Source organism: Inquilinus ginsengisoli, assembly GCF_031453975.1.
Taxonomy (GTDB): Bacteria; Pseudomonadota; Alphaproteobacteria; order DSM-16000; family Inquilinaceae; genus Inquilinus; species Inquilinus ginsengisoli_A.
Genome location: NZ_JAVDPW010000011.1, coordinates 19,749 through 40,125, shown reverse-complemented (window position 1 = coordinate 40,125; position 20,377 = coordinate 19,749). Strand labels below are relative to the sequence as shown.

Here is a 20,377-nt window from a genome sequence, read left to right as displayed (position 1 = left end):
TCCCTGTCGCATCTGCCTTTGGACGGCGGCCTCAGGAGGTCGACCCGATCACGCCTTCGACCAGGTAGTTCATGCTTTCCAGTTCGATCGCCGTCTCCTGATAGGCAGCGCCGGCGGCGACGACCTGCCTGCCGCCATTGTCCTTCAGCGGCCCCTTGATCACGGCGTAGCCTCCCTTCAGGATCTCGGCCTTCACTGCATCGGCATGGCGGCGGGCCCCGTCGTCGACCGCGGGGCCGTAGGCGCTCATCTTGACGAAGCCGTCGGCGAGGCCGCCGCGGGTGAAGTTCGGCAGCGGCTCGCCCGCCAGCGCCTTGGCGACGAAGCCCTTGTAGACCTCGGCCCAGTTCCATTCCGCGCCGGTCAGGTATCTCTCCGGCGCCAACGGCGCCTGGCTGGCGTGATAGCCGCAGACATAGGCGCCGCGGCCGGCGGCGGTCTCGACCGTCACCTTCGGCCCGTCGACATGGCAGGTGACGACGTCGACACCCTGGTCGATCAGCGCGTTGGTCGCCTCCGCCTCCTTCACCGCCAGCGACCATTCGCCGGTGAAGATCACCTGGCCGGTGATCGTCGGGTCGACGCTGCGGGCGCCCAGCACGAAGGAATTGATGTTCAGCAGCACCTGCGGGATCGGCTTGGCGGCGACGAAGCCGATCTTCTTAGTCTTGCTGGCATGGCCGGCGACGATGCCGTTCAGGTATTGGCCCATGCCGATATAGCCGAAATAGGACCCGGCATTGACCGGGTGCTTGTCCTTCGACCACAGCCCGCCGCAATGGCGGAACTGCACGTCGGGGTATTTGGCGCACATCGCCAGCATATGCGGGTCGAAATAGCCGAAGGAGGTCGGGAAGATCAGGCTCGCCCCGTCCAGGTTGATCATCGATTCCATGGTCTTCTGGACGTCGATGGTCTCCGGAACGTTTTCCTCCTCGACCACGGTGACGCCGGCCATCGCTTTGACGGCGGCGGCGCCTTCGGCGTGGGACTGGTTGTATCCGTAGTCGCCCCGAGCCCCGACATAGATGAAGCCGACGGTCAACGGCGCCGCCGCTTTCGCCCGGAACGACGGCAATGTCGACATCGCTGCCGTCGCTGCGGTGCCGGACAGGAATTTGCGGCGCGTGATGGAGAACGGACGCGACATGGAAGCCCCCTGCAGATCGGAATTTTGCCCGGCCCGCTTTCGGCCGATGCCTTTCCTTGAATTGCATGCAATTCCAATGCCAAAATCAATCTATTGAAAAATATAGATTTTCTAAATTCTGGCATATCATCTGAGGCCGGCAGAGAAGCAGATTGATCATTTTTTCATCACGATAGGGCATTGCCTACGAGATGGCCTGTTGAAAGAGATGACGAGGCTCGAAGAGTGGTGGCTTTCGCAACGTCTCGTTTCTGATCCTCGTCATCCCGCTCGGGTCAGGCCGTGGTCGGTACCGGCGTGTTGAGCAACTGCTGTTCCCAGAGGTACGCGATGCCGCTGCCGGCGGCGTGCTGCTTGAGCACCTCCGTCAGTTCGCCGACGTGCTCGGTGCGCGCCCAGTCGCGCTGCCACTCCGATGCCAGCGCCAGCCAGGTCATCATGTTCGCGCCGGCCGCGATCATGCGCTGGATGGCGACTTCGTGCGCTTCGACCGACGTGCCGCCCGAGGCGTCGGTGATGACCGTGACATCCCAGCCTTCGCCCAGCGCCTGGATAACCGGCATGGCGACGCAGATCTCGGTCCACAGGCCGGCGATGATCAGCTGCTTGCGGCCGGTCGCCCTGACTGCGTCCACGACCTTCCTGTCCTCCCAGGTATTGATGAACGTCCGGTCGATGACCTCCTGGCCAGGGAACACCTCGGTGATCTGGGGGAAGATGAGACCGCCTCGTTCGGCGACGACGCTCGTCAGGATGGTGGGGACGCCGAAGGCCTTCGCGGCCTTTGCCAAGGCCGTCGAGTTGTTGACCACCGCATGCGGATCGTGGCTGTTCAGGTTCGCGAGCTGGTAGGGCTGGTGGTCGATAAGGACAAGTACCGAGTCTTCGGGACGAAGAAGCGAAGCAAGGCCATTGCGAAAGGTCATTGTCACATCCTTTGCTGTCGTGTGAGCGGCATTGGTTTTGCGGAGACATGCGCCGACGGCGCGTTGCCGGAACCCGTATTGCCGTTCCTATTCGAGATGCGGTAGCACCCTTTTGCGACAAGCTGTGTCGCGGGAAGGGGAACGCCAATGGACATCGAAGAGCTGCAGACCTTCGTAGAAGTGGCTGATGCCGGGGGAGTTTCGCCTGCTGCGCTGCGGCTCGGCGTCTCCAAGTCAATCGTCAGCCGGCGGCTCTTCCGGCTTGAAGCGGAACTCGGTGTCCAGCTTCTTGCACGGACCACGCGGGGCGCCGCCCTCACGGAAGCAGGGGCCACGTTCCGAGACTATGCTGCCAGAGTCTGCGCCGAGATCGACGTAGCCAGAGAAACGATCCTACCCACCGGTGACCTTCACGGCCGCTTGCGAGTTGCCGTGCCGCTCTCTTTCGGCTCGACTCACTTCGCTCCCATCCTCGCGGAAATGGCGCGCCGCCACCCCCAGCTCCGAATCCACACCTGCTACAGCGATCGCTTCGTCGATCTCATCACGGAGGGTTATGATTGCGCGATACGGGTTGGCTATCTTCAGGACTCCAACCTGATCGCCAGACGCGTCGGACCGATCTATGGGAAGTTCGTCGCAAGCCCCGACTACATCAAGGCGCATGGGTCGCCCGAGACGCCGGAGGAACTCGTCGCCCATGAGGCTCTCATGCAGGGCGCCGAAAGCTGGCAACTCATGGATGGCGACAAGATCATCACGGTTCGTCCGCAGGGGCGCTTCAAGGCCGACAACGGCATAGCTCTGGTCGCCGCCGCAACAGCCGGACTCGGCATCGCCTACCTGCCCGATTGCCTGACCCATGAACATATCGCTTCCGGTGCGCTTGTGCCGGTCATGACGCGTCATCCGCCGCCGCCCGCCGGTGCCTATGTCATTCGCCCGCCAGGTCAGCATCCTGCACGGAAGATACGGGTCCTCACCGAATTGCTGATCGAGTATTGCGAACCGGCTCCGCACCCCACGAGTGTTGATCGCTAATGCACGAACGGCGCGAAGCCGATCCCTCCCACGATCCAACGGACGATGAACGCGAGAATGATCACGGACTGCGCAAATGGTCAGATCCGAACAGCCAGCAGCGGATCGGCCCACGCAGTTGAACCGGTCGTCGTCGGGCCCCAGCAACGCGTGCCAGAATCCAAGAGATTGGGCGGTTTCGTCCAAAACAGCCACCGGACGAGCTGATTACTCTGTCCCTCGAAGGGCGGCGTGGCCTTCACAAGGAGCCTCACAGAGCTCCATCAGCCCGTACCGCCCCGGGACCCTGCCTTTCCCGAGGAAGGCATGGCCGCCGCAAACACGTCGACAGGAGGCTCACATGGCTGGATCGGCGCCAACCGACGACAGCGATTCCAACAGTCTGGATTTCTCGACACGGCCGGTTCCCCCTGGCCATCGGACGTCCAAGGGCGCGCTGACGATGGCTTGGTGGGCCGTGTCGAGCGCCGTGTTCTATTTCGTGGTTGCCGCGGCGCTGGCGCAGGGCTTCGGCGCCGTGAACGCGATCATCGGCATGCTGCTGTCGGTCGTGGTGTACAGCATCATCAACGGCATTATTTCCCGCTATGCGATCAAGACGGGCCTTTCCGTCGCGTTGTTCTCGCGCATCCTGTTCGGCAATGCCGGCGCGGCGCTGGCCACGCTGATCTTCTTCGTGACCGCGATCTACTTCGCGGTGTTCGAGGGCTCGGTCATCGCCGTGGGCATCCACACGGTCTTCCCGGGCGTCGGGTATGGATGGGCGGCGCTGATCGTCATCCTGTACAGCGTCCCGCTGAGCCTGGGCTCGATCCAGACCTGGCTGGACAAGCTGAACGGCGTGCTGTTCCCGCTCTATCTCCTGGGCCTGGTCGCGGCCGTGGTGATGGCCGTTCTCGAATACGGCTACTCCAACGCCTGGCTGGCCCTCGGGCCGACTGGCGGCGCGCCCGCCGACGGCTGGTGGCACTGCTTCGTGTACTTCATGGGGGTGTGGATCCTGATGATGTACACCTTCGACTACGCCCGCTTCGGCCGTGAAGAGGACATCCGCTACCATTCGCTGTTCAACTTCGGCACGCCGTTCTACCTGATGGCCCTGATCGTCAACGGGCTGTTCGGCATCTTCCTGGTCGGCACCGTGCCGATGGACGGGGCACTATCCGAAGTCTCGGTCCTGCTGGCCCTCTTGAAGCTGATGGGCATCGCCGGCCTGCTGTTCGTCTGGGTGACCCAGACACGGATCAACACCGCGAACTTCCATCTCGCCACCGGCAACATGGCATCGTTCTTCGCTCAGGCGGCCGGCATCCGGGCCGGCAAGCTGGTCTGGGCGCTCGTCGTCGGCGCCATCGTCTACGGGCTGATGCTGGCCGACGTCTTCACCTGGCTGCTCCAGGCGCTGGCCTATCAGGGCATCTTCGTCGTGGCCTGGGTGGCCATCGCCCTCACCCACATCCTGTCCTCGCGCTACGATCGGCTGTTCGGCGGTGCCGTCGAGTATCGCAGCGACCGCATCCCCGCCTTCAATCCCTGCGGCCTGGCCGCATGGTTCGTCGGCGCCGCGGTCGGCCTCGGCCTACAGCAGATGGGTGGGCTGACCGCCAGCTTCTCGGCCCCGGCCACGGCCGTGGTCGCCGCCGGCCTCTACTACGGGCTTCTGATACGGGCCCAGCCCGGATGGTTTGTCAAAGGCGCCGCCTGACGCCGACGGCCGGGGCGCGCCGCCCCGCCGCCTACCTTCCCCTGATCGAGACGAGTTCCATGACCTATCGCATCTCCGTCGACACCGGCGGGACCTTCACCGACGTCGTGGTCAGCGACAGCGCCGGCACCTTCACCATCGGCAAGGCGCTGACCACGCCGGACCGCATCTTCGAGGGCATGCGCGGCGCCCTGGCGCATGCGGCGCAGGATCTCGGCATCTCCCTGGACGACCTGCTGCGCAACGCCTCGCTGCTGATCTACGGGACGACACGGGCGACCAACGCCATCGTCACCGGGAGTGTGGCCAAGACGGCGCTGCTCACCACCGAAGGCTTCCCCGACGTCCTGGTGCTGAAGGAGGGCGGCAAGTTCAACCCGCACGACTTCTCGCAGGACTACCCGCAGCCCTACATCCCGCGGCGCCACACCTTCGAGATCGAGGAGCGGATCGGCTCCGAGGGCCAGACGGTGATCCCGCTGAACGCGGCCCAGGCGCGCAAGGTGATCGCCGATCTCGGCCCGCAGGGCTTCGGCGCCGTCGCCGTCTGCTTCCTGTGGTCGATCGCGAACCCGGCCCATGAGCTGCAGGTCGGCGCCCTGATCGAGGAGATCCTGCCGGGCATGCCCTACACGCTGTCGCACCAGCTGATCCCGGTGGTGCGCGAATACCGCCGCGCCTCGGCGACGGCGATCGACGCCTCGCTGAAGCCGCTGATGCAGGCCCATCTCCGCGACCTGGAAAGCGACCTGCGGGCGGCGGGCTATGGCGGCGAGATCCTGGTCAGCACCGCCGCCGGCGGCTGCAGCAGCATCGAGGGGCTGATCGAGAAGCCGATCTACACGGTCGGTTCCGGCCCCGCCATGGCGCCGATCGCGGCGATCACCTATTCGCGGCTGGAGGGGATGGGCGAGGACGTGATCGTCTGCGACACCGGCGGCACCACCTTCGATGTCGGCGTGGTTCGCGACGGCCGCCTGACCTTCAGCCGCGACACCTGGCTCGGGCCTCGCTACACCGGGAACCTGCTCGGCATCTCCGCCGTCGACATGCGTTCGATCGGGGCCGGCGGCGGATCGATCGCCTGGATCGACGATGGCGGCCTGATGCGCGTCGGCCCGATGTCGGCCGGCTCGGTCCCCGGCCCGGCCTGCTATGGCCGCGGCGGCACTCGGCCGACCGTGTCGGATGCCGCGGTCGTCCTTGGCTATTTCGACCCGGACTATTTCCTCGGCGGCCGGATGCGGCTGGATGTGGAGGCGGCGCGGCGCGCCGTGGGCGAGGTGGCGACGCGGATCGGCCTGACGGTCGAGGAGACCGCTTTCCGCATCCTTGGCCTTGCCAGCGACCTGATGGTGCGGGCGATCGGTGACGTCACCATCAACGAGGGCGTCAACCCGCGCGAGAGCACGATCGTCGCCGGGGGCGGCGCCGCCGGCGTCAACATCATGCTGATCGCCAAGGAGCTGGGCTGCCGCAACGTGATCCTGCCCAACAGCGCCTCGGCCCTGTCCGCGGCCGGCATGCAGTTCGCCGACATCGTGGCGGAGGAGGCCCGAAGCGTGGTGATGCCGTCGAACCGCTTCGACCGGGCCCGGGTGAACGAGGTGTTCGACGCGCTGGAGGACAAGCTGCACGCCTTCCGCCGCAAGCTGCCCGGACGCGGCGACGCCTATGCCGTCGAACGCTTCGGCGAGGCCCGTTATCTCGGCCAGATCTGGGAGCTCGACACACCTCTGGCGACGGATCGGTTTGCCGGCGACCAGGATCTCTCGGCCTATGTCGACACCTTCCATGACGTCCATGAGCGGGTCTTCGCCGTGCGCGACGTCAACAGTCCGATCGAGACGGTCAGCTGGAAGGCCCGGCTGAAGGTGGCGCTATCCGACCCGCCGACTCCGTCGCCCATGGTCGAGGCCATCGGGGCCGCGACCGCCTCCTCCACGCGGCCCTGCTTCTTCGGCGACAGAGTCCCGGTCGAAGTGCCGATCTACAAGTCGGCCGACCTCGCCCGCGGCAGCCGCATCCAGGGCCCCGCCATCATCGAGGAATCCACGACGACGCTGGTCGTCTATCCCGGCATGGCCGTGTCGATCAGCGGCAACGGCCATTACCGGCTCGACATCGCCTGACGGCTCCCGTTTTCGAAGGACATTGACCATGACCGAGACGACCGAAGCCGATTTCGATCCCTATATGACGGCGATCATCGCCAACCGGATCGACGGCATCATCCGGGAGATGACGAACACGCTGCTGCGGGCCGCCCGCTCGGGCGTGATCAACGGCGCGCGGGATTTCAGCTGCTCGATCTGCACCGGCGACAACCGGCTGCTGGCCTCTGCCGAAGGGTTGCCGATCCACATCTTCGGCAGCCACATGCAGACGCAGGCGATGTGCGATTTCGCTGGCGACACGCTGCGCGAGGGCGACTGCTATCTGCACAACGACCCCTATTCCGGCAACACCCATGCCGGCGACCACACCTACCTCGTCCCCGTCTTCGTCGATGGGGAGCACCTGTTCACCGCCGTGGCCAAGGCGCATCAGGCCGATATCGGCAACGCCCTGCCGACCACCTACATGGCCGGCGCCAAGGACCAGTACGCCGAGGGCGCCCTGATCTTCCCGGCGGTGCGGATCCAGCGGGGCTACGAGATGGTCGAGGATGTGGTGCGGATGTGCCGGTCGCGCATCCGCGTCCCCGACCAGTGGTACGGCGACTTCCTGGCTGGCATCGGCTCGGCCCGCATCGCCGAGCGGCGGCTGAAGGAGCTGTGCGCCAAATACGGGACGGAGCAGATCAAGGCCTTCGTGCGCCACTGGTTCGCCTATTCCGAACAGCGGATGGTGCAGGCGATCCGCACCCTACCCAAGGTGACGCTGAAGAATACCGGCGCGCACGACCCGTTCGGCGAATTGCTGCCCGACGGGATCCCGCTGAATGTCGTCATCGACATCGACCCTGACGCGGCGATGATCGAGATCGACCTGATGGACAATGTCGACAATGTCGACTGCGGCTTCAACGAGAGCGAGGCCTGCACCTCGGCCTCGACCATCGCCGGCATCTTCAACGCCCTGGACACCTCGGTGCCGCGCAACTACGGCTCGTTCCGCCGCATCCGGCTGAAGCTGCGCGACGGCTGCGTCGCCGGCCGGCCGCAATTCCCGCACAGCTGCTCGGTCGGCACCACCAACGTCGCCGACCGGCTGGTGAACATCGTGCAATCGGCCTTCGCCCAGCTCGGCGAGGGCTGGGGCCTGGCCGAGGGCGGCCTCGGCATGGGGGCCGGCTGTGCCGTGGTGTCGGGCAAGGATCACCGGGTCGACAACGCCGCCTATGTCAACCAGCTGTTCCTGGCCAATGCGGGCGGGCCGGGCTCGCCCAACGCCGACGGCTGGGTCACCTATGGTCTGCCGGTCGCGGCCGGGCTGATGTACCGGGACTCGGTCGAGATCGATGAGCTCAAGCACCCGATCGCCATCCGGTTCCTGCGCCTGATGCCCGGCACCGGCGGCGCCGGCAAGTTCCGCGGCGCCCCGGCGATGGAGGTGGCCTACGGCCCGAAGGAACGGCCGATGGAGGTGATCTGGCCCTGCGATGGCACGGTCTACCCGCCCAAGGGCGTCCTCGGCGGTCATGAGGGGCAGCGCTGCCGGCACTGGAAGATCGGCGCCAACGGCCAGGAGGAGGAACTGCCGAACATCACCGTCCTGACCATCCGCAAGGATGAGTACGTCAAGGGCAACCAAGCCGGGGGCGGCGGCTATGGCGACCCGTTGGACCGCGACGTCAGGCGCGTGCTGCACGACGTGCTGGAACGCTACGAGACCCCCGACCGGGCGCGCGACATCTACGGAGTGGTGTTCTCGGCCAGCGGGCCGGACGCCCTGGAGGTCGACGAAGCGGCGACCGACCGGCGCCGGTCCGAGCTGCGATCGGCCCGGCCGGGCTGACGGGTCAGGCCGCCGGCTCGGCGTGTTGCCGGCGGTATTCGCCAGGGGACATTCCGGTCTCCTGGCGGAACACCCGGCTGAAATAGGCCGGGTCCTGGAACCCCACGGAGTAGCAGACCTGCTCGACCGACCGGTTGGCGAGGCTCCGGCTGCGCAGCAGCTGCTGCGCCTCCGCGACCCGTCGCCGGCGGATGATCTCGGTCAGGGTCTCGCCCCGCTCCGCGAAGATCCGCTGGATGTAGCGGGGCGACAGGCCGAGCCTCCGGGCGATCGCCGAACTACTCAGATCCCGGTCGCAGACATGCTCCTCGATGAAGTGGAGGATGCGCTGCCGATGGGCGAACCGGACCGAGGTCTCGTCGAAGGCGGCATCCCCCGGCACGGTCAAGGCGAGCGCCAGGAGGTCGAACAGCGACCGACGCAGGAATTCCGCTTCCGCGTCGCTCAGCGCCGCGCTGTTGCGGATCATCGACCTGAGGAAATCCTGGAACACCCGGACCAGCGGCTGCTCCCCCGGGCATTGCCGGGCGGTCATGTCGTCGATCCACGGGATGCGTGAGCGGACCATGTCCGCGGGCAGCCGGATGGCCGCCACCGAATTGCGCGTCGGCTGGACGTAGACGTAAGGGTCGCCGGTGCCGATGAAGGCGAGGTCGCCGGGCCGGACCTCGCATTCACGGCCGCGCTGGGACAGGGACAGGCTGCCCGACGCCGAGATCGGCATCATGAAGAAGTCGTCGCTGTGGCGCCGGATGTGGGTGGGGTGGCGCCGGACGGTCATCGGATCGCTGTGCAGGACGCCGATCCGGATCGAGGCCACGTCGTGCACGGACAGGCGGCCGACATCGAACAGGGCGGCCGGCGAGGAGAGGTCGAGGGGGTAGTAGTAGATGTTCAGCACATCGCGCCACGCCGCAAGGCGCGACCCGATGCGGGCCACCGAGCCGACATCGATCTGCGCTTCCGGGTCGGCGATTCCCCTTCCGGTCACGAAATCGAACTCGGCCCGATCATGCATCAATGATTGTCCGCCGTGCACAGGACTGGGACGGGCTGGCAACATCCTGGCGACGCCGTGCCCGTCGGAGAACTTCGACGACAGTTTAGCAAATATCCCGCCATCAAGGGCCTTCAAAGCGGCAATGCTGTTCGTGCCATCCACGGGTCTGGCAACTATGCCCCGGGACGAGAGTTCGAAGTGCTACGATCGCTGGACCTACGCGGCTGAGAAGCGCGCGGCGATTGCCTACTGTAACAAGTTCGTCCGGAAGATCCTCTCGAAGAAGGCGGCCCAAAAGTCGATGACGAAGACCGCGTGAAACGACACAACTTCGGTCCCCTGCCCTATGGGAGCGCAGAGCAACACAGCTTCAGATCACGGATCTGCAACCAGAACAACGCGCCGAGACTTGGCGCGAATGCGCCATAAGCGTTCGCGAGGTTTAACCGCCAGGGCACGAAGGTATACATTGAGCCCTGCGTCGGTGCTCAGCCGCCTCCCCCTGCCTTGATATGGCTGAAATAATCCGGCGCACCCATCTGGCCGCCCTTCAGCGCAATCTGCAGGCCGTCCAGGGCCGGATCATCGCCATGCGCCTGGAACAGAGCCGCCCCGGGCGCTGTCGGCGCCAGGGCGGTCAGCGCGTGGATGCCGAGAACGCTCGCGCCATAGCCGGAGGTGTCGCCGCCGGCGATGATGCCACGCTTCAGCCGCGCCCGCCGCAGCACCTGATTGAGCGCGGTGCCCAGGCCCGTGCCGATGCGCTCGTTGACCGCGGCGGGATCGGCGCCGGAGGCGGCTAGGGCCTGGTTGAGCGCCGCCACCGCCGGGTCGTCCGGCCCGCGCGCCGTGAAGAGCAGCGGGTCTCTTCCCGCGCCGATCGCGGCCAGCGCCGCGTCCACGGCCCGCCCGACCTCCGCGACCCAGGCGGAGGCATCGACGGCGTGGCGAGCATCGACCGGGATGGGTTGGAAGCCGCATTTCAGCGCATGAGCAATCTGGGCCGCGGTCTGCGGCGCGCAGGAGCCGGAAACGACCGCGACGCGCTCGACTGCCCCGGCGCTCGGCGCCGGCGGGGGTGGCGCGATCAGCCCGGCCTGGCGCCAATGGGCCAGCAGCGCGTATTCCAGCCCCTGTGAGCCGATCGCGAATAGCCTTTCGCCGCGGTTCCGCCAGATGACGCCGCCGACAGCCGCGAGATCGGCCTCGTCCATCACGTCGAAGGCGACGATCCCGGCACCCCAGGCGATCTCCCGCCGCAGCGCTGCCTCGCCCTTCCCGGCCCGGAGGTCGGTGAGATCGACGAGGCCGATGGCCCGGCCGGTCTGCGGGGCCAGATGCCGCCGGATGTCGGCCTCGCGCATCGGCGTCACCGGGTGGCGGCTCATCGTCGGGTGCCGGTCGAGACGATGCACCGCGCCCCCGAAGGCGGCGAAGAGATTGCCGAAGCACTGCCAGCGCCCGATCGCCGGTGCTGCGACCACGAAGGGATGCCAGGCCCCGCCGAGCCATGGCACGGCAAGATCGACGGCCTTGCCGATCGACCCGACCTCAGGCGCGGAATCAAGGGTCGAGCAGATCTTGTACTGCGCCACCGGAGCGCCGAGCCCGGCCAGGGCGGCGAAGGCCCGCGGCAGATGCCGTTCCATCCAGGCCGGGTCCTTCGACCGTGCCACCCCGGCGATGCCGATACCGCGGTATCCGGCGAAGGCGGCGAGGCGTTGCGGCGTCGGCACGTCGAGGAACAGCACGGAGGGCACGCCGCCGAAGGTCAGCACCTCCATCACCGCGGCGGCGCCGGTGAAATCGTCGCCATACCAGGAGACGAGCGGCCCTTCGGGCAAGGAGCCGGTCATCCCTTGTACGTCTCCAGCGCCTGGGCCAGGGCCGGCCGGGTACGGGCATGGTCGGCCAGCGGCACGTCCCCGACCGCGGCCTCCCACGCCTCGCGCAAGGCGGCGACGCCCGCCGCCGGCCCGCCGGGATGGGCCATGATCCCGCCGCCGGCGGCGAAGATCAGATCGGTCGAGCCCAGCGCCTGCCAAGTGCTGGGCGCCTGCCGTACCGTCTGGCCGGAGGAGAAGACCGGCATGATCGGACAGGGCTTGTCCGGGAACAGCGGCGCCAGGCAGGCCCGGGCCGAGGCGATGACGCTGTCGTCCTCCTCCGAGAACTTGTTGGCCAGGCCGTTGACATGGATGTGGTCGGCCCCGGCCAGCCGCCAGACCTTGTGCCAGGCCGTGAAGCTGAAGCCGAGCAGCGGGTGGCGGGAGAGGTAGCCCCAGCCGTTGCGATGGGCATGGATCGGCAATGCGCTGTGCCGGCCGAGCGCGATCATGCCGGCGAGGCCGACCGAGTTGACGCTGGCCATGATGCAGGTGCCGCCCAGCGCCTGCACCAGGTCGTGCCGGCGCCGCATCTCGTCCAGATCGCCGGTCAGGTTGAAGGCGAACATCGTCTTTCGCCCCTTGCGTTCGGCGACCTCATTGATCGCCCGCATCACCGCACGGGCGCGGTCCTCGAACGGGCACGCAGGGCCGTCGCCCTGCAGTTCGTCATCCTTGATGAAGTCAATGCCGGCCTCGGCCAGGGTCCGCACCAACTCGGCCGTTTCCTCCGGTCCCAGGCCGACGCTGGGCTTGATGATGGTGCCGATCAGCGGCCGCCCCTCGACGCCCACAAGGCGCCGCGTGCCGGCAATGCCGAAGCGCGGCCCTTCATAGGCCGTGGCGAAGGCGGGCGGCAGACGGATGTCGAGCAGCTTCAGGCCGGAGAACTGCTTCAGCTCGAACAGGTTTCCGGCCACCGTCGCCATCAGGTTCGGCAGGGACGGGCCGAGATTGGCGAGCGGCCAGGACAGCGTGACCTGCGCCCGGACAATCGGCCCCTGCCCGCCCGCACCAGGCAGCGACGCCGCCGCGGCCTCGCCGACGACCTCCAACTTTTCGAGCCGCGCGGCCGACCGCTTCTTCAGCGCGGCCGTTTCGCCCGGGACCTTCACAAAGGTGCCGGAGGATTGTTCGCCCGCCATCACCTCGGCTGCCGCCCGCGGGTCATAGGCCGTCTCGATCAGGTAGTCGGCCTCGATGCGCTCCATCCTCTGCCTCTCCGCCGTCGGATGATCAAATCATGCTGATTGACTCATCATACCAGTTGTCTTACTCGTCTCGTCAACGACCTGGCAAGAGAGGGCGCGCCCATGACGTCGATTGCGTTGTTCGGGGCTGGCGGCAAGATGGGCTTCCGGCTGTCCAGCAACCTGAAGGGGTCGCGCTTCGACGTGCGCCATGTCGAGGTCGGCGAGGCCGGCCGGGCCCAGCTGAAAGCCAGGCTCGGCGTTGACTGCGTCCCGGCCGAGGCGGCGCTGGACGGCGCCGACGTGGTCATTCTGGCCGTGCCCGACACGCTGATCGGCAAGGTCGCCGCCGGGATCGATGCCCGGCTCAGGCCCGGCACCATGGTGGTCGCGCTGGATGCCGCCGCCCCCTTCGCCGGCCACCTGCCGAAGCGTGGCGACCTGACCTACTTCGTCACCCATCCCTGCCATCCGCCAATCTTCAACGACGAGACCGAGATGGCGGCGAAGACCGACTATTTCGGCGGCATCGCGGCCAAGCAGCACATCGTCTCCGCCCTGATGCAGGGGCCCGAGGAGGCCTATGCCCTGGGCGAGGAGGTCGCCAAGGTGATCTGGGCGCCGGTGATGCGCTCGCACCGGGTCTCGGTCGAGCAGATGGCCCTCCTGGAGCCCGGCCTGTCCGAGACCGTCTGCGCCACGCTGCTGGTGGTGATGCGCGAGGCGATGGACGAGGTGGTGGCCCGCGGCGTGGCCCACGACGCCGCACGGGACTTCCTGCTGGGCCACCTGAACGTGCTGGCCTCCGTCATCTTCGACGAGCGCGACGGCGTGTTCTCCGACGCCTGCAACAAGGCGATCGAGTTCGGCAAGCCGGTGCTGATGCGGCCGGACTGGAAGCGGGTGTTCGAGCCGGACGAGATCGCGGCCAGCATCCAGCGCATCACCTGAGATCCGGCGGGCCGCAGGCCCGAACCGGGCGAAATCGACAACATCCACAGGGAGGATCATATGCGTTTCACCAAGGCGCTTCTCGCCGCCGGCATCGCCGGCACCTTGGCGCTGGGCTTCGGCGTCGCCGCCCAGGCGAAGGACCTGGTCGCCGTCATCACACCCTCGCATGACAACCCGTTCTTCAAGGCGGAGGCCGAGGGCGCCCAGAAGCGGGCCCAGGCGCTGGGCTACGACACCATCGTCCTGGTCCATGACGACGACGCCAACAAGCAGATGGAGCGGATCGATACCGCCATCGCCCGCGGCGCCAAGGCGATCATCCTCGACAATGCCGGGGCCGACGCCACGGTGGCGGCGGTGCAGAAGGCGAAGGACGCCGGCATCCCGTCCTTCCTGATCGACCGCGAGATCAACGTCACCGGCGTCGCCGTGGCGCAGATCGTCTCAAACAACTACCAGGGCGCCCAGCTGGGCGCGCAGGAATTCGTCAAGCTGATGGGCGAGAAGGGCAATTATGCCGAGCTGGTCGGGCGCGAGGCCGACACCAATGCCGGCATCCGCTCGCAGGGCTATCACGACGTCATCGACGACTATCCCGACCTGAAGATGGTCGCCCGCCAGTCGGCGAATTGGAGCCAGACCGAGGCGTTCGCGAAGATGGAGTCGATCCTGCAGGCCCATCCCGACATCAAGGGCGTGATCTCCGGCAACGACACCATGGCGATGGGCGCCTGGGCGGCACTGACCGCGGCCGGCCGCACCGACGTGATCCTGGTCGGCTTCGACGGCAGCAACGACGTGCGGGATTCGATCCGCCAGGGCGGGATCAAGGCCACCGTGCTGCAGCCGGCCTATCGCCAGGCCGAGCTGGCGGTCGAGCAGGCCGACCAGTTCCTGAAGACCGGCAAGACGGGCCAGCCCGAGAAGCAGCTGATGGACTGCCTGCTGATCACGCCGGACAACGCCGGCAAGCTGGAAACCTTTGCGATGAAGTGACGGACGGTCGAGTCCGGAGTCCCGAGATGGCGCCGTCCCGACGCCTGGTGATCGCGATCCTGGCCGCCGGCCTGCCGCTGGCCGCCTGCAAGCTCGTGAAGAACGAGCCGCCGCAGGTGGCCTCGGCGGCCGCGAGCGGCAGCGTCGCGACCTCCTTCGACAACCCGGCCTTCGACCCGGAGAAGACGGTCGAGGAGATCTGGCAGCCCAAGCTGCTGCCCTATCTCAAAGCCAAGGCCGGTCCCTTCGCCGAGCTGCGGGCGCTGGCCCCGGACGAGGCCGGGAAGCGCTTCGGCCACCGGGCGGTGGACAGCATGCCCTGGACCGTGGCGGCGACGGTCGAGGGCAGGATCACGGCGGCCGACACCGGCACGCGGGCGGCGACCATCGAGGTCGATGCCGATGGCGACGGCGCGGCCGACCTGACCGTCCAGATCGGCCCGGTGTTCAAGGGCACGGCGCTGCGCGACAGCATCGACTTCCTCTCCTTCAACAGCTTCGCCAACCAGATCGAATACGCCAAGTTCGGCAAGGCGCTGAACGCGCACATCTACAACGCCACGCTGGCCGCCCTGCCGCGCGACAAGCTGGTCGGCCGAACGGTGACGCTGCTGGGCGTCTTCACCCTGGACGACCCGAAGGCCAAGCCGCTGGTCACCCCGGCCGAGCTGGGCCTCGGCGAGGCCACGCCATGACCGAGGCCCCTGCCCTCCAGGTCGAGGGGGTGACCAAAGTCTATCCCGGCACGGTGGCGCTGAAGGGTGTCGACTTCACCGTGCATCGCGGCGCGGTCAACGTCCTGGTCGGCGAGAACGGCGCCGGCAAGTCGACGCTGATGAAGATCATCGCCGGGGTCGAGCAGCCGACCGAGGGCCGCATTCTGGTCGATGGCCGGCCGGTGGTGCTATACAGCCCGAAGGACGCGGTGCGACAGGGTATCGGCATCGTGTTCCAGGAGTTGAACCTCTGCGCCAACCTGTCGGTGGCCGAGAACATCTTCATGGCCCGCGAGCTGACGGGCGGGCTGCGCGGCATCGACCATCGCGGTCAGAACCGGCGGGCGGCAGAGCTGCTGCGTCGGCTCGAACACGATATCGACCCACGCGCCCTGGTCGGTGACCTCGGCATCGGCCAGCAGCAGATCGTCGAGATCGCCAAGGTCCTGTCGCAGGACGCCCGCATCCTGATCATGGACGAGCCGACCTCGGCCCTCAGCGCCGCCGAGGTCGAGATCCTGTTCCGGGTGATCGCCGAGCTGAAGGCCCAGGGCGTGGCCATCATCTACATCTCGCACCGGCTGGAGGAGCTGGTGCGGATCGGCAACTTCATCACCGTGCTGCGCGACGGGCGCATCACCGGCCATGAGCCGATGGGCCGGATCGATGTGCCCTGGATCGTGCGGCAGATGGTCGGCTCCGCCATGAAGGACTTCGCGGCGCCGGGGGACCGGCCGCCGGGGCCGGAGGTGTTCCGGGCCGAGGCGATCTGCCTGCCGCGCGCAACCGGCAGCTATGCCGTCGACCACGTCTCGCTGTCGCTGCGGGCCGGCGAGATCCTCGGCCTGTACGGGCTGATGGGCGCCGGGCGGACCGAGCTGTTCGACTGCATCATGGGCCGCCATCCCTATTCCCGCGGCGCGATCTATCTGGACGGCGAGCGGGTGACCGCGCGCGACGTGACCGGGCGGATCCGCCGCGGCCTCGCCATCATCCCCGAGGACCGGCAGCGCGACGGGCTGGTGCCGATCCTGTCGGTGGCCGAGAACCTGACCCTGTCCAGCCTGCGGCGCTTCCTGCGCGGCTTCCATCTCCGCCGGTCGGCGGAGGCTGAAGCGGCACGCCGGTCGATTCGCGAACTTGCGATCAAGGTCTCGGATCCGGGCATCGAGATCAGCGCGCTCAGCGGCGGCAACCAGCAGAAGGTGGTGATCGGCAAGGCGCTGATGACCGGCCCCCGGGTGCTGCTGATGGACGAGCCCAGCCGCGGCATCGATGTCGGCGCCAAGGCCGAGATCTTCCGGGTGATGCGCGACCTCGCGGCCCAGGGGCTCGGCATCCTGTTCGCGACCTCCGACCTCGAGGAGGTGATGGCGCTGTCGGACCGGATCGCGGTGATGAGCAACGGCCGGCTGGTCGAGATCTTCGACCGGGCGACGGCGACCGGGGACCGCATCGTCGCGGCCTCCGCCGCCGGGCACGGGCCCGACCCAACCCTGAGGGAGGCGCGCGCATGATGGCAGCAGACAAGGCGGCCGAGGGCTGGAGCGGCGACGCCATCGCCCTGCATCTGATGAAGCTGCGCACCTTCATCGCGCTGTTCGCGGTGCTGGTCGTGTTCTCCATCATCGCGCCCAACTTCCTCAGCGCCGCCAACCTGATCCTGATGTCGAAGCATGTGGCACTGAACGCCTTCCTGGCGATCGGCATGACCTTCGTCATCATCACCGGCGGCATCGACCTGTCGGTCGGCTCGATCGTCGGGTTCTGCGGCATGGTGGCGGGCGGGCTGATCCTGCACGGCGTCGACCTGTCGACCCTCGGCTTCGGCTACACGCTGTACTTCAACGTGCCGGAGATCATGCTGGTCACCCTCACGCTGGGGGTGGCGATCGGCGCAGTCAACGGCCTCTTGATCACCCGGCTGAAGGTGGCGCCCTTCATTGCCACGCTGGGCACGCTCTATGTCGCCCGCGGTGCGGCGATGCTGCTGTCCGACGGCAGCACCTTCCCCAACCTCGCGGGCAAGGCCGAGCACGGCACCACCGGCTTCGCCACGCTCGGCGCCGGCACGCTCTTGGGCCTGCCGGTGAGCATCTGGCTGCTGATCCTGGTCGCCGCCGGGGCCGCCTATCTGGCCGCGAGGACGCCGCTGGGCCGGCACATCTTCGCGGTCGGCGGCAATGAGCGCGCGTCCGCGCTGTCCGGCGTCCGGGTCAACCGGGTGAAGATGTTCGTCTATATGTTCTCCGGCTTCTGCGCCGCCCTCGTCGGCCTCATCATCTCCTCGCAGCTGATGGCCTCGCACCCGGCGACGGGCGAGACCTTCGAGCTGAACGCCATAGCCGCCGCGGTGCTGGGCGGCACCTCGATGTCCGGCGGCCGCGGCACGATCGGCGGCACCATCATCGGCGCCTTCGTCATCGGCATCCTGTCGGACGGGCTGGTGATGATGGGCGTCAGCTCGTTCTGGCAGACAGTGATCAAGGGGCTGGTGATCATCGCCGCGGTGGTGGTCGACCAGGCGCAGCGCCGGCTGCAGCAGCGCGTGGTGCTGCGCCGCATGGCGCGCGAGGGCTGAGCCGATGCTGCGCGGCGCCCTGATCGGCTGCGGCTTCTTCGCCGTCAACCAGCTGCACGCCTGGCGCGATGTCGAGGGCGCGGAGATCGTCGCGCTGTGCGACCGCGACCCGACCCGGCTGGAGACTGCGGGTCGAAGCTTCGGCATCACCCGGCTCTACGCCGATGCCGAGGAAATGCTGGCGCGCGAGGCGCCCGACTTCGTCGATATCGCCACGACGGTGCCGAGCCATCGGCCGCTGGTCGAACTCGCCGCCCGGCACCGGGTGCCGGTGATCTGCCAGAAACCCTTCGCCGCCACCCTGGACGACGCCCGCGCCATGATCGCGGCCTGCGAGGCCGCCGGCGTGTCCCTGATGGTGCATGAGAACTTCCGCTGGCAGACGCCGATCCAGGCCGTCCGCGGAGCCATCGCCTCCGGCCGGATCGGCGAAGTGTTCTGGGGCCGCGTCTCGTTCCGCTCAGCCTATGACGTGTTCTCCGGCCAGCCATACCTCGCCGAGGGCAGCCGCTTCATCATCGAGGATCTCGGCATCCACATTCTCGACATCGCCCGCTTCCTGTTCGGCGACGCCACCCGCCTGACTGCCCGGACCCGCCGGGTGAACCCGACGATCCGCGGCGAGGATGTCGCGACCATGCTGCTGGACCACGCCGACGGAGTGACGTCGGTCGTCGACTGCTCCTATGCCACGCGGCTGGCGGCCGAGCCGTTCCCGGAGACGCTGGTCGAGGTCGACGGCAGCGCCGGCACGATCCGCCTGGGCCAGGGCTACCGAATGGTGGTGACCGGCCGCGACGGCAGCGAGACGCTCGACGTCTCGCCCCGCCTCCTGCCCTGGGCGGCGCAACCCTGGCACAACATCCAGGAGAGCGTGGCGGCGATCCAGCAGCATTGGGTCGATTGCCTGCGTGCCGGGCGGGAGCCCGCGACCTCCGGCCGCGACAACCTCAAGACCCTGGCCCTGGTCGAGGCCGCCTATCGCAGCGCCGGGGCCGGACGCACAGTGGATCTCGCGGATCTGGCGTAGTCGGCCGTGCGGCTCACGCATGATGCGTGTAGAGCGCCGCCGACCGGTCGAGGTGGCGCACCATCGCCGCCTCGGCCGCCTCCGGGTCGTGAAGGCGGATGTGGTCAAGGATCTCGCGGTGCTCGGACAAGGTGACGTTCTCCTTGCCCGTCCAGATCAGCATCTCGGTGTGATACTCGCGCAGCCAGCCCAGCATCGCCTCGCTGACCGCTTCGAAGATCGGGTTGCCGGAGATGGCCGCGATCCGGCCGTGGAAGCGCATGTCGGCGGCGATGAAGGCGGCCGGGTCGTCGAGCTTGCCGCTCTGCTCCCGCAGCGTCTCCTCCAGCCCGGCGACATCCGCCGCCGTCGCCTTCTCCGCCGCCTCGCGCACCATGCCGCGCTCGAAGAAGCGGCGCGCCTGCTTGAGGTGCTCGAGGCTGTCGGGCGAGGCGGAGAGCAGCATATGGGCGGAGAGGTCGACCTGCTGGAAGATCGACTTCGCCGTCAGCTGCCGCACCCGGGCGCGCTCGCCATGGCTGATCGTGACCAGGCCCATATTGGCCAGGGCCTGCATCGCCTCGCGGACGGCCGGGCGGCCGACGCCGAACCGATCCATCAGATCCCGCTCCGACGGCATGGCGTCACCCGGCGCCAGTTCTCCGCGGGTGATCATGGTCCTGAGGCGATCAAAGATCTCGTGCCACAACTTTCTTCGGAGGATGGGTTCGATCGATTCCCTCACGCGATACAATCTCCTGTCGGCCACTCGATCCCGCGGGCCGGCTTTACGTGGCGCAATGATCATACCACCAATACGGACAATGCTGCCGCTCGATCGCGGCGATGGTCTGATGTGCAAAGGCTGGCGACAGCTACGCTTTGTGATCGTCTGCGAACTGCCGCGCCGCAAGTAGCACCGGCATCAGCGCCTGCCCCCGATCGGTGAGGCGATATTCGACCCGCGGCGGCTGCTCGCCGAAATCTGATCTGACGATCAGCCGGTCTTCCTCCAATTCGCGCAGATGCTGTGTCAGCATCTTCTGGGACACGCCCGGAATATCCCGCAGCATTTGCGAACTTCGTAAAACCTCGTCTGCATAAAGTCGAAACAGGATCGGCAGTTTCCAACGTCCGCTGATCAAGCGCAGGCACCGGGTCACAAGGGCAACTGTACCGTCCGGCCCCAGGCAAGCGCGCCTGTCTTCTACAGGAATAGGCACCTTTTGGTGCGTTCTTGCGGTGTCCATAGCGATTTTCCTA

General features: G+C 67.4%; 17 protein-coding genes. 10 read left to right on the top strand and 7 right to left on the bottom strand.

Features of this window, described 5'->3' with window-relative positions; translation table 11 throughout:
• Positions 1-31: 31 nt before the first annotated feature.
• Together E9232_RS28210 and E9232_RS28205 are read right to left on the bottom strand one after the other, a co-directional pair.
• On the bottom strand, positions 32-1,150 hold the full coding sequence (locus E9232_RS28210; RefSeq protein WP_309799835.1) for a BMP family ABC transporter substrate-binding protein: 1,119 nt from the start codon (positions 1,148-1,150) through the stop codon (positions 32-34).
• 275 nt (positions 1,151-1,425) lie between these two features.
• Complete coding sequence (locus tag E9232_RS28205; RefSeq protein ID WP_309799833.1) at positions 1,426-2,076, bottom strand: hydrolase; 651 nt, start codon at positions 2,074-2,076, stop codon at positions 1,426-1,428.
• Between the two features lie 147 nt (positions 2,077-2,223).
• Between E9232_RS28205 and E9232_RS28200 the strand changes: the two genes are divergently transcribed.
• From E9232_RS28200 to E9232_RS28185, 4 genes are all read left to right on the top strand, one after another.
• Positions 2,224-3,117: a LysR family transcriptional regulator gene (locus tag E9232_RS28200; RefSeq protein WP_309799830.1), complete on the top strand. Its 894-nt coding sequence runs from the start codon at positions 2,224-2,226 to the stop codon at positions 3,115-3,117.
• A gap of 442 nt (positions 3,118-3,559) precedes the next feature.
• Positions 3,560-4,822, top strand: a complete 1,263-nt coding sequence (locus E9232_RS28195) for a purine-cytosine permease family protein (protein ID WP_309799829.1) — start codon at positions 3,560-3,562, stop codon at positions 4,820-4,822.
• 59 nt (positions 4,823-4,881) lie between these two features.
• Entirely contained in the window at positions 4,882-6,954 is a 2,073-nt protein-coding gene (locus tag E9232_RS28190) for a hydantoinase/oxoprolinase family protein (RefSeq protein ID WP_309799827.1), read from the top strand.
• A gap of 28 nt (positions 6,955-6,982) precedes the next feature.
• The gene (locus tag E9232_RS28185) at positions 6,983-8,782 is read left to right on the top strand and encodes a hydantoinase B/oxoprolinase family protein (RefSeq protein ID WP_309799825.1); all 1,800 of its coding nucleotides are present in this window, start codon (positions 6,983-6,985) and stop codon (positions 8,780-8,782) included.
• A 4-nt stretch (positions 8,783-8,786) separates the two neighbouring features.
• On the opposite strand, the gene E9232_RS28180 is transcribed toward E9232_RS28185, so the two are convergent.
• The 3 genes from E9232_RS28180 to E9232_RS28170 all read right to left on the bottom strand — a co-directional run bounded on the left by E9232_RS28180 (position 8,787) and on the right by E9232_RS28170 (position 12,879).
• Positions 8,787-9,800, bottom strand: a complete 1,014-nt coding sequence (locus E9232_RS28180) for a helix-turn-helix domain-containing protein (RefSeq protein ID WP_309799823.1) — start codon at positions 9,798-9,800, stop codon at positions 8,787-8,789.
• 470 nt (positions 9,801-10,270) lie between these two features.
• Positions 10,271-11,638, bottom strand: coding sequence for a four-carbon acid sugar kinase family protein (locus E9232_RS28175; protein WP_309799821.1), 1,368 nt, complete (start codon positions 11,636-11,638; stop codon positions 10,271-10,273).
• Positions 11,635-12,879 carry a ribulose-bisphosphate carboxylase large subunit family protein gene (locus E9232_RS28170; protein ID WP_309799819.1) on the bottom strand — a complete coding sequence of 415 codons (1,245 nt, stop codon included), beginning with the start codon at positions 12,877-12,879 and terminating at the stop codon, positions 11,635-11,637. Before E9232_RS28170 ends, E9232_RS28175 begins: the two co-directional genes overlap by 4 nt.
• Positions 12,880-12,981: 102 nt before the next feature.
• Between E9232_RS28170 and E9232_RS28165 the strand changes: the two genes are divergently transcribed.
• The 6 genes from E9232_RS28165 to E9232_RS28140 are packed head-to-tail and all read left to right on the top strand — an operon-like array spanning position 12,982 to position 19,135.
• On the top strand, positions 12,982-13,809 hold the full coding sequence (locus tag E9232_RS28165) for a phosphogluconate dehydrogenase C-terminal domain-containing protein (RefSeq protein ID WP_309799817.1): 828 nt from the start codon (positions 12,982-12,984) through the stop codon (positions 13,807-13,809).
• Between the two features lie 60 nt (positions 13,810-13,869).
• The gene (locus E9232_RS28160) at positions 13,870-14,808 is read left to right on the top strand and encodes a D-ribose ABC transporter substrate-binding protein (RefSeq protein WP_309799814.1); all 939 of its coding nucleotides are present in this window, start codon (positions 13,870-13,872) and stop codon (positions 14,806-14,808) included.
• A gap of 26 nt (positions 14,809-14,834) precedes the next feature.
• A complete protein-coding gene (locus tag E9232_RS28155; protein WP_309799812.1) occupies positions 14,835-15,503 on the top strand; it encodes a DUF2291 family protein in 669 nt (222 codons plus the stop codon).
• A complete protein-coding gene (locus E9232_RS28150; protein ID WP_309799810.1) occupies positions 15,500-17,041 on the top strand; it encodes a sugar ABC transporter ATP-binding protein in 1,542 nt (513 codons plus the stop codon). The genes E9232_RS28155 and E9232_RS28150 overlap by 4 nt, the downstream gene beginning before the upstream one ends.
• Positions 17,038-18,105 (top strand): ABC transporter permease, encoded by a 1,068-nt coding sequence (locus E9232_RS28145; protein ID WP_309799808.1) that lies wholly within the window; start codon positions 17,038-17,040, stop codon positions 18,103-18,105. Before E9232_RS28150 ends, E9232_RS28145 begins: the two co-directional genes overlap by 4 nt.
• A gap of 4 nt (positions 18,106-18,109) precedes the next feature.
• Positions 18,110-19,135 (top strand): Gfo/Idh/MocA family protein, encoded by a 1,026-nt coding sequence (locus tag E9232_RS28140; protein WP_309799806.1) that lies wholly within the window; start codon positions 18,110-18,112, stop codon positions 19,133-19,135.
• A gap of 13 nt (positions 19,136-19,148) precedes the next feature.
• Here the strand turns inward: E9232_RS28140 and E9232_RS28135 are convergent, their stop codons facing one another.
• Together E9232_RS28135 and E9232_RS28130 are read right to left on the bottom strand one after the other, a co-directional pair.
• Positions 19,149-19,922, bottom strand: coding sequence for a transcriptional regulator NanR (locus E9232_RS28135; protein WP_309800305.1), 774 nt, complete (start codon positions 19,920-19,922; stop codon positions 19,149-19,151).
• A gap of 67 nt (positions 19,923-19,989) precedes the next feature.
• The gene (locus E9232_RS28130) at positions 19,990-20,364 is read right to left on the bottom strand and encodes a winged helix-turn-helix transcriptional regulator (RefSeq protein WP_309799804.1); all 375 of its coding nucleotides are present in this window, start codon (positions 20,362-20,364) and stop codon (positions 19,990-19,992) included.
• Between the last annotated feature and the right edge of the window lie 13 nt (positions 20,365-20,377).